The sequence below is a fragment of the Bacillus sp. SKDU12 genome (assembly GCF_010093085.1).
GTDB classification, from domain to species: domain Bacteria; phylum Bacillota; class Bacilli; order Bacillales; family Bacillaceae; genus Bacillus; species Bacillus mexicanus.
The window spans coordinates 26,394-36,110 of record NZ_MSRC01000012.1 but is presented as its reverse complement, the minus strand read 5'-3'; the positions used below and the strand labels follow the sequence as shown (position 1 = coordinate 36,110).

Annotated in this window: 8 protein-coding genes and 1 pseudogene; 4 read left to right on the top strand and 5 right to left on the bottom strand. The window is 40.9% G+C overall.

Annotated features, from left to right (window positions below; translation table 11 throughout):
• A pseudogene (locus tag BTW01_RS11960) lies at positions 1-543 on the top strand (hypothetical protein); the annotation flags it as partial.
• Positions 544-594: 51 nt separating this feature from the next.
• Here the strand turns inward: BTW01_RS11960 and BTW01_RS11955 are convergent.
• A complete protein-coding gene (locus tag BTW01_RS11955; RefSeq protein WP_162103198.1) occupies positions 595-1,275 on the bottom strand; it encodes a hypothetical protein in 681 nt (226 codons plus the stop codon).
• Positions 1,276-1,297: 22 nt separating this feature from the next.
• The gene (locus BTW01_RS11950) at positions 1,298-1,513 is read right to left on the bottom strand and encodes a helix-turn-helix domain-containing protein (RefSeq protein WP_202923603.1); all 216 of its coding nucleotides are present in this window, start codon (positions 1,511-1,513) and stop codon (positions 1,298-1,300) included.
• A gap of 546 nt (positions 1,514-2,059) precedes the next feature.
• On the opposite strand from BTW01_RS11950, the gene BTW01_RS11945 reads away from it, so the two are divergent.
• On the top strand, positions 2,060-2,263 hold the full coding sequence (locus BTW01_RS11945; protein ID WP_162103197.1) for a hypothetical protein: 204 nt from the start codon (positions 2,060-2,062) through the stop codon (positions 2,261-2,263).
• A gap of 854 nt (positions 2,264-3,117) precedes the next feature.
• On the opposite strand, the gene fbp is transcribed toward BTW01_RS11945, so the two are convergent.
• From fbp to BTW01_RS11930, 3 genes are all read right to left on the bottom strand, one after another.
• A complete protein-coding gene (gene fbp, locus BTW01_RS11940) occupies positions 3,118-5,043 on the bottom strand; it encodes a fructose-1,6-bisphosphatase (protein ID WP_162103196.1) in 1,926 nt (641 codons plus the stop codon).
• A gap of 200 nt (positions 5,044-5,243) precedes the next feature.
• On the bottom strand, positions 5,244-5,405 hold the full coding sequence (locus BTW01_RS11935) for a hypothetical protein (protein ID WP_162103195.1): 162 nt from the start codon (positions 5,403-5,405) through the stop codon (positions 5,244-5,246).
• A 40-nt stretch (positions 5,406-5,445) separates the two neighbouring features.
• Positions 5,446-6,156, bottom strand: a complete 711-nt coding sequence (locus tag BTW01_RS11930) for a GntR family transcriptional regulator (RefSeq protein WP_162103194.1) — start codon at positions 6,154-6,156, stop codon at positions 5,446-5,448.
• Between the two features lie 156 nt (positions 6,157-6,312).
• On the opposite strand from BTW01_RS11930, the gene BTW01_RS11925 reads away from it, so the two are divergent.
• Complete coding sequence (locus tag BTW01_RS11925) at positions 6,313-8,184, top strand: beta-glucoside-specific PTS transporter subunit IIABC (RefSeq protein WP_162103193.1); 1,872 nt, start codon at positions 6,313-6,315, stop codon at positions 8,182-8,184.
• 13 nt (positions 8,185-8,197) lie between these two features.
• The gene (bglA, locus tag BTW01_RS11920; protein ID WP_162103192.1) at positions 8,198-9,637 is read left to right on the top strand and encodes a 6-phospho-beta-glucosidase BglA; all 1,440 of its coding nucleotides are present in this window, start codon (positions 8,198-8,200) and stop codon (positions 9,635-9,637) included.
• The last annotated feature ends 80 nt before the right edge of the window (positions 9,638-9,717 follow it).

The window sequence follows — 9,717 nt, the reverse complement described above, 5'->3', positions numbered from 1 at the left end:
GGTTATATAACCATACGAAAGGGCCATGAAATTGGCTCTGATGCTTATGGTACAGGAGAAATCCCCTTTATTAGAACCTCAGATATTAGTAATCTAGAAATATCCATGGATCCTACAAATTCAGTAAGTGAGGAAATTTACAATCAATATAGTAAAACACAAAACTTACAAGAAGGGGATATATTGTTTGTATTTGACGGACGATACAGAATAGGGAATACGGCTATTCTTAATAAGTACAATTTAAAATGTATAGTTCAAAGCCATATAAAAATAATTTCATTATCAGAAGAAGCTCCTTTTAATCCCTATGAGTTTTTATATTTATTAAATTTGCCAGAGGTAAAAAATCAAATAAGGAACTTGGTGTTTATTCAATCGACGTTAGGAACCTTAGGAAAAAGAATGGAAGAAATCAGAGTACCAATTATTAATCCGAGTTTAGAATGGGAGAGTAGGATTAGTGATTTTAGAGAAACTATTGAACAAAGATCATATTTATTAACAAAATTGAAGACATTTGAACACAAGTTTGAAATTTAAAATAACAAAGCACCCCGATTCGTATCTATAAACGAATCGGGGTGCTTTGTTCTATATTCTTCCTGCTCTTTTTAAAATTAGTTGTAACCATTCATAAAACTCATCTAATGTTTTATTTCCTTGAGCAATGTTACATTCTCTGTGACCAAAGCCAACATTATTCGCGTTATGTATTCGAGGGTTTTTATGGCAAGTTTCAAGAGCGGCCTTACCTCGTTGTGCTTGATTAAAAAGTTCAAATGAAAGTTTTTCTTTACAAATTTCGCACACTGTAATGCCTTGATCTATAGGGCCATGGAAAAACTCCAAAAATATCTTTAAATCTTCTGGAGGGAACGGTGCATCTTCCATGCAGTAGACTAGCCAAGTAAGTTTTATAGCTACTTCAATACAATCATCATAAGGGGCAGCTTTTTCACGCAGTTTTGCTTGGACACCTGGTTTAAGATTTACCATATTAATACCGTATTTAACCAGCTCATCATCTTCAAGTAACATACCCCATCTTAATATCCTATTTGGCCCAGCATCGTCACTTTTCCAAGCTGCTCCTGTTGTATTAGTGGAGTCCCTTACAATTTTATCGGCTACGGTTTTTTTAACACTTTTCAAATGGCTTACAAAAGGGAATTCAATACACTTTCCGTCATGGTTCTTAGGGAGGTGACATTTTTTATCCTGAATATCAGCAAATTTATAATTTGACTTAATACTTTTTAGACACAATTCCATACAAATCATTCCTTTAGCATTTTCACTTATCGAAGCATTCCAATAGCTTTGATGGATCAACTGATAAAGCTTTGGCAATCTTTATAATGTTAAGCAAGCTAATATTTCTTGTACCTCTTTCTACACCTCCAATATAAGTACGGTGTAAATTACATAGAAAAGCTAGTTCTTCTTGAGATAAATTTTTTTCACTTCTAATAGTTCTTAAATAGGACCCAAAAACTTCAAGGTCATTCATTATATTCCACTCCTTGTTATCTTAATAATGATTTTAATCACATGAATCTTTTGAGTCTACATACTATAAGTATCATTGGATATGTTGTTGAACAAAGATAGAGGATTGATATTTATAAATTAAATATTTGAAAATAATAAAAATATAATTATTAGCAATAATAATTATATTATGCTATAAATTTAAAATTAAAGCTGTAAATAGCATTTTGTTAAAAAATGAGAATATGTTTAATAAATCAATAAATTAAAGTTTGCAATAGAAGTTACATTAATAAATACTTGGAAAAGGTGTTATTATATAATTACAAGTATGAACAAGGTAATTAGTTCTCTTGTATTTGTGTTCTCCTTTGAAACAAACTTACTCTATATCTATATGTATTTCTAGTTTGGGCCTTGGTAAGCACCAGAAAATACTTTAAAAGCCTTTTTAGAAAATTTATGAGCCTTAGCTCGCTTTAGTGATATACGAGGTAGGGTTTTTTAATTTCTATATATTCGAGGAGGACTTATAAATGACAAAAAGCAAAAAGGGAAAATCCAAGTGACGCAGGAAGAGGTACACACAATTAAAAAGAAACTCAATACTAATACAAAAGAGTATAAGAAACTATGGGTAAAGCATGTATCGGCATTGGAAAAAGGTGATGTTTTAGAAGCTAAACAATTAGAATACCGTTATTATTACTTGCAAAGTATAGTAGCAAATCAGTTAGATCGTGAACGGTTGAAGCACTTAATAAATTAGAGACTTACAAGGCTATAAATCACGACTTGAACATAAGCTATGTAAAAATCGCAGTTTAGAACGTAATAAAGAAGAACTGGAATCTGTTAAGGCAGAAGCAGACCGCATGATAAACATCAGGAACAATTAATTATTAATGCAGAGCAAGTAGTAGCAGACACAGAACAGCAATTAATGAATTGGGTGAAGGATAATGGCTGAACTAAGAAGTTAGACGTTATATGCGTGAATATTTAAGACAGCTGAAATTCGTGAATACCAAAAACGCTACCGCAAGCACAAGAAAGGTTTGATCAACGTAAAGCTGTGGAGGAAAAGTAGTGCCTAAAACAGTTAAACACTAGAAAAAGTGTTAGAGCAATCAAGTGAAGATTTTGAACAAGTAGCATAGACGCTCATTATCAGAACTAGCGTTTAGAGCATTCTAGGCAAAAAAGGGCTAATAGAAGAATATAAACAATACGAAAAACAATTTAAGGAAAATTTCCAAGCGTTTTAGATGGAGAGATAGAAATATGATATTTATCGTATATAGGAAGTTTAGAGCGATAACTGCTCCCTCCCTATACTTGAAAAACGAAACTTACTCGAGGTAGACCCTACTATAGAAATAAGAGCTCTCTTTCAATGCGTCTGTAGCGATTCCTGTTCTTCTTCATGTTACTTCATAAATTCTTTCTCGAGTGATTTGATATCGGGATAATTCATTTTTGTAAAATAGCCGACTTTCAATAATTGCTTTGTATTATTAATATATTTACGAATTTAAATGTTAAGAAAAAGACCCTGTTAGCATTTTTCTGTGTTAAATGAAAAAAAGAGCCCAGAGAGAATAACCCCTGAACCCCATCCCTTCACTTCATATACCGATACTCCCGCAAACTCTCCAAAATCGCAACTTCCTGCAACAACTCCTCACCGACATTCGTTTCTTTCACTTTCTTCCGCTCTAGCTCTTTGTCCACTAATCGCTTCACTGTTAAGACGTCGGTTCCGGTGTTTAGGACTTCTGCCTTGGAGTTGAAGTGTTTATGGGCGACGAGCTGCATGCCGTAGGAGTTGTATAGCAGCGTGTAGCCGGCGATGCCTGTTGTGGATTGGTAGGCTTTGGAGAAGCCGCCGTCGATGACGATCATTTTCCCGTTTGCTTTGATTGGGTCTTCTCCTTCGATTTCTTTTACGGGTGTATGGCCGTTGATGATATGGCCATGATCTGGATTGAGGCCGAATTCTGCCAGGATGTTTCGGCAGGTTGCCTCGTCTTCGCGTAAATAGTAATACGGATTTTTCTTCTCTTTATGCGTTTCCTTTTCTTTGATGAAATAACGCTCAAATGTCGTCATGGCACGTTTTCCGAAGAGGGAGGAGTGCTCGCCTGTCCATAAATACCAGGTCATATCTGTCGCCAGATCGTCGGTTTCTTCCGGGTGGGCAAACGCTTCCCGTAAGAACCGTTCAAATACATCGAGCAGCTCACGCCCCGCATACGGTTTATCCTCAATCATCATCGTTTCCATATTGCCGTTTTCATCGACAGGAATACAGCCGTGAATTAACAGGTTTCCGTTGTATTTTAAATAAAGGCTGCCTTTTTTCATCATAAAATTCATATGGCGGCCCAGCTTTTCGGAATGCTGGACAGAGAATAGCAGCTTGTCTATGACTTCTGCTTCTTCCTCTAATAGCTGATCTGGCTGTTCTGGATTCACCGTCGCAAAGCAGGTGTTTTCCAGCTGATATGTTTTTCCGTGCAGCGTGATTTCGTTTCTGTCATAATCTATTTTCTCTAATAACAGCCGTTCCTCCATATTAAAGTTCCGCCGTCTCTTGATAATCGGGCTCTCAAGCTTGAATTGGATCATGGCAATCGCTTGATGGATTTTTGTGATTTGCTTAATCTCAGCTTCTGGCCTGTTTTCGACTGCTTTTGGCCGGAACGCTGGGTTATCATCGTAATATTTTTCCGCAAGGTTCAGCAGCGGTCTTAGATTGATGCCGTATACGTCTTCTATAATATCTAGATTGTCATAACGGGCGCAAATACGGATAATATTGGCCAGGCATACTTTGGAACCGGCGTAGGCGCCGATCCAAAGGACATCGTGATTTCCCCACTGAATGTCGACCGAATGATAGTTGATCAGTTCTTCCATAATTCTGTCCGGTTGCGGTCCGCGGTCATAAATATCGCCGACAACATGCAGATGGTCGACCACTAATCTCTGAACACTGTAAGCAAGACCGGAGATGAGCTTATCCGCTTGTCCAAGTTCAATGATCTGATCAATGATTTCGGAGTAATATTGCTCCTTATTTGCAGCTTGCTCTGTTTTGTACAGCAGCTCCTCCGTAATATAAGCAAACTGGGCAGGCAGTGCTTTGCGCAGTTTGGAGCGGGTGTACTTGGAGGAGCAATAAGAAACGAGCTTAATCATCCGGTTAATCGTTTCTTTATACCATTCGTTTAGTCCCTCTTGCGTATCAAAGTCATGTTTGATTAACTTCAGTTTGTCTTCGGGATAATAGACCAATGCGGCTAATTCATCAATTTCTCGGTCGAAAATGACGCCGCTGAAAATATCGCGTATCTTCTCTTTTACTCGTCCTGAACCATTACGCAGCACGTGCTGGAAGGCCTGGTACTCCCCATGTAAATCACTGACAAAATGCTCGGTCCCTTTTGGCAGGTTCAGTATCGCTTTCAAATTAATGATTTCCGTTACCACTTTTTCTTCACAATCATATTTTTGTGCGAGCAGGTCTAAGTACTTGCTTTCCAAAACCGTCCATCCCCTTTTTAGAATAATCCCTATTTATGAGCACGTGCATGTATTTTTCATCATTATACCTTTATATGATAGTACCGCATAACTGCTTTTAGAGACAATGGAAATGAGGGGAAGAGATGCAGAGGTGGGTGAGGATGGGTGAATAAAATACAAAAAACCAGATTCCAATCCGAATCTGGTTTCGAAGCAAACTACTGCTGTCGCTCCTTCACCATCTTTATAAAGAGGAAAAAGATAATGAATACGATAAAGTAGTTCATTGGATTTTTAACGATACTCATCTCTAGTGAAATCTGTAATAGTATCCAGAGCACGAAGATGGCTAGAATTGCAGGGATGATGATTTTGTACATGTTGACCGCCTTCTGTAGTTATTTGTCCTTTAGAATCACTTTACAACAAAAAGCTATTCGCCTGCACCACAAACTGCGACTGCTGATAATTATATGAAATCTTCGAGAAGTCGAACGGAATTCCATTCGTCAGATGAAATATACTTTCTATATACAGCTTCGGCAGTCCAGCCTCTAGCTCTAAATACTTCGCTTCCTCTTCATTAAGCTGTCCCACATGGAGAAACAAATCAGAAAAGCCAATTTTCAATCCCAGCCCTTCCCGGATGTAATGGAAGATCGAGTGGGAGACAATTTCGTTGTTTAAATACGTTACGATGGATTTGTTGTAATAGGATTCTTCGTAGCAAAGGGTTTGGCCGTTGATGCAGCGGACCCTTTTGACATAGTAGATGTCCTCGTCAACTCCGATGTTCAGGTTTTCTGCCGCTTCCGGTGTCGGCTTTCTCACGTCTAGCTCAATGACTTTTGAGGTGACGTTGAAATCTTCGAGGTCTTTTTTAAAGCCTTGATTGGTCAGAAGGCTGAGGTAGCCTTTTCGTTTATGCTTTCTGACGAAGATGCCGCTTCCTCTGAGCTGGTAGATCGCCCCTTTTTGCTCTAATAGATCCAGGGATTTTGTAATGGTGCTTTTGCTGACTTCAAACTGGGCCATGAGGGTTTCTAGTACAGGCAGTTTGTCTCCCTGTTTGAGCTGATGTTCTTCTATATATTTTTCAATCTCCGCTGCAATTTGCTGGTACTTTAACATACGCACTCCTTATTTGTTTGTTTAGTTTCATTTGTCAAAATTATAGCATAAACCGCTTACACTTATAGTTTATGTATAAATATTTTATTTGGGTATTGATAAATTATACCGGTACAATTATAATGAAAGCGTAACCGAACGAAGGGGTGGGTGGAAATGTCGGGGAAAGTGAGAGATTATAGCAGACTAGCAAAAGACATTTTGGAGGCCGCAGGCGGGGAAGAGAATGTCATTGGAGCTTCTCGCTGTGCGACGAGACTTCGGTTGGTGCTGAAGCGGTCTAACCCTAAAGCGAAGGATATTGTGAAGTCGATGCCCGGCGTTATTACGGTTGTGGAGAACAGCGGTCAATTCCAGGTTGTCATTGGACAGCATGTAGGGGAAGTGTACGAGGAATTTTCAAAGCTGGTCAAGATTGATCTGTCTGGTGAACAAAGTGAGAACAAAGGAACGATTTTGAACCGGGTGATTGCGACGATGTCAGCGGTATTTGCGCCGTTTGTATACATTCTGGCCGCAGCTGGTATTTTGCAAGGTGCACTCATTATGATTAACTTGTTTTTTGATGGCTTCGAGCAAACAGGAGTTTATCAGGTTTTCAGTTTTATATCTTGGGCGCCGTTTACGTTTTTGCCTATTTTTATCGCGATTACGGCATCGAAGCATTTTAAAACCAACACGTATATCGCTGTGGCGTGCAGTGCCGCGTTAGTCAGTCCGGCATGGGCGGAGATGGCGGCTCAAATCGCAGACGGAAAGAGTATTTCTTTCTTAGGGATTGCTTTATCGGAAACGACATACACGTCTTCTGTGCTGCCGCCGTTATTTTTAGTATGGATTTTGTCTTATCTTGAACGATTCTTAAATAAGAGAATGAACGAAGTGGTCAGACCGTTATTTGTTCCTTTTCTGTGCATGGTGATGATGGTGCCGTTAACGATACTTCTGATTGGCCCTGTGACAACATTAGGCGCAAATGGAATTGCAAACGGTTACAACTTTTTGGCGGAAAATGTGCCAGCTTTGGCAGGAGCGATCATCGGCGCTTTCTGGCAGGTCATCGTGATCTTTGGCATACATTGGGGCATCACGCCAATGGTATTGGCGAACTTTGATTTATACGGTCGGGACTCATTCCAGGCGTACCAAACGATTGCCGTCATTGCACAGGTTGGGGCCGTGCTTGGCGTCATTTTGAAAGCGAGAAACAAGGAAACGAGAAAAGTCAGCGTCTCAGCTGGAATCACAGGTCTGTTTGGCATTACAGAGCCTGCGATCTATGGGGTAACCTTGAGATTTAAAAAGCCGTTTATCTTTGGCTGTATTTCCGGCGCGGTTGGCGCAGTCGCAGCAAGCTTTTTTAATCCATATTACTTTGCCTATGCCGGGCTTCCGGGACCGCTGACAGTCGTGAATGGCATCAATGAACAATTTCCGTCATCCATTTGGGGCATTTTAATCGGTGCTGCAATTGCGATCATTCTTCCTGTTGTGCTGATTCAGATCTTTGGCTACGGTGAAGATACAGCTGCACAGACGGCGGAAAAGGAAAATGTTCAAACGGCACAGGCAAATGAAGAAACAGTATATGCTCCGTTCAGCGGCAAGGTTATTCCGCTTTCTGAGGTGCCTGATGAGGTATTCAGCTCCGGCGCGATGGGCCAAGGGTTGGCGATTGAACCATCTGATAATAAGCTTTATGCTCCGTTTGACGGAACCATTGTTATGGTGGCGCCTACGAAGCATGCAATTGGCCTTCGTTCAGCATCTGGTGTCGAATTGCTCGTGCACATCGGGCTGGATACAGTGACATTAGACGGCACTCCTTTTGCCTTGAAGGTAAAGGAAGGTGATGCAGTCAAAAAAGGTGAAGAGCTTGCCGAATTTGATAAGGCGTTCATTGAAGAGAAAGGGTTAACAACGATTACTCCAGTCATCATTACGAACTCACATGCATATCAGGAAATTCTTATTGAGGATCTTCAAGACAGTGCGTTAGACCAAAAATTATTTACAGTCGTAAGCTGAGGAGGAATGTAACATGGGAAACATGCCGAAGGACTTTTTATGGGGCGGTGCATTAGCTGCTCACCAATTTGAAGGCGGATGGAATCAAGGCGGTAAAGGACCGAGTGTCGTCGATGTGATGACAGCGGGTGCCCACGGTGTGCCGAGAAAAATCACGGATACGATTGAAGAGGGTGAATTTTATCCGAACCATGAAGCGATCGATTTCTACCACAGATATAAGGAAGATATCGCCTTGTTTGCGGAAATGGGTTTAAAATGCTTGCGGACGTCTATCGGCTGGAGTCGGATTTTTCCGAAAGGCGATGAGGCTGAACCGAATGAAGCGGGCTTGCAGTTCTATGATGATGTCTTTGATGAATTGCTGAAGCATGGAATCGAGCCGGTCATAACCCTGTCTCATTTTGAAATGCCGCTGCATTTGGCAAGGGAATATGGCGGCTTCAGAAACCGGAAAGTCGTTGACTTCTTCGTCAACTTCGCAGAGGCCTGCTTCAGCCGTTACAAAGATAAAGTGAAGTACTGGATGACATTTAATGAGATCAACAACCAAATGGATGTGAACAATCCGCTGTTCCTATGGACAAATTCTGGTGTTGCGGTCGGTGAAAACGAAAACGCTAAGGAAGTCATGTATCAAACGGCGCACCACGAATTAGTGGCGAGCGCATTAGCGGTGGCAAAAGGAAAAGACATCAATCCACACTTCCAGATTGGAGCCATGGTATCACACGTGCCGATTTATCCTTTCTCCTCCAACCCTGAAGATGTGATGCTGGCTGAAGAAGAGATGAGACAGCGCTATTTCTTCCCGGATGTACAGGTTCGCGGTTATTATCCAAGCTACGCGTTGAAGGAATTTGAACGAGAAGGCTACAACATCACATTCGAAGACGGTGATGATGAGATTTTAAGAAAGGGAACGGTTGATTACTTAGGCTTCAGCTACTACATGTCGACAACTGTGAAAAGCGGTGTGCAAAATGACAATACAGGTGATGTCGTTAACGGCGGCTTACCGAATGGTGTCGAAAATCCGTACATCACATCAAGTGACTGGGGCTGGGCGATTGATCCAACCGGGCTGAGATATACGTTGAACCGTTTTTATGACCGATACCAAATCCCGCTATTCATCGTGGAAAACGGCTTTGGTGCGGTGGATACGCTGGAGGAAGATGGCACGATCCATGATCGGGAACGAATTCAATATCTCAGATCACATATTGAAGCATTGGAAAAAGCGGTCGCATATGACGGTGTCGATTTAATCGGCTACACGCCGTGGGGCATTATTGATATCGTCTCCTTCACAACAGGCGAAATGAAAAAACGCTACGGCATGATCTATGTTGATCGTGATAATGAAGGAAACGGGTCTATGAAGCGGTATAAGAAAGATTCATTTGAGTGGTATAAAAACGTTATTCAAACGAATGGCGGGGAATTGTGAGCGACGGCCTGAATCGAGCGCTTTTACCGAGTGCCGGGAATTAGAAAAAGCCGCAATCTGCCAATCTGGCAATATTGCGG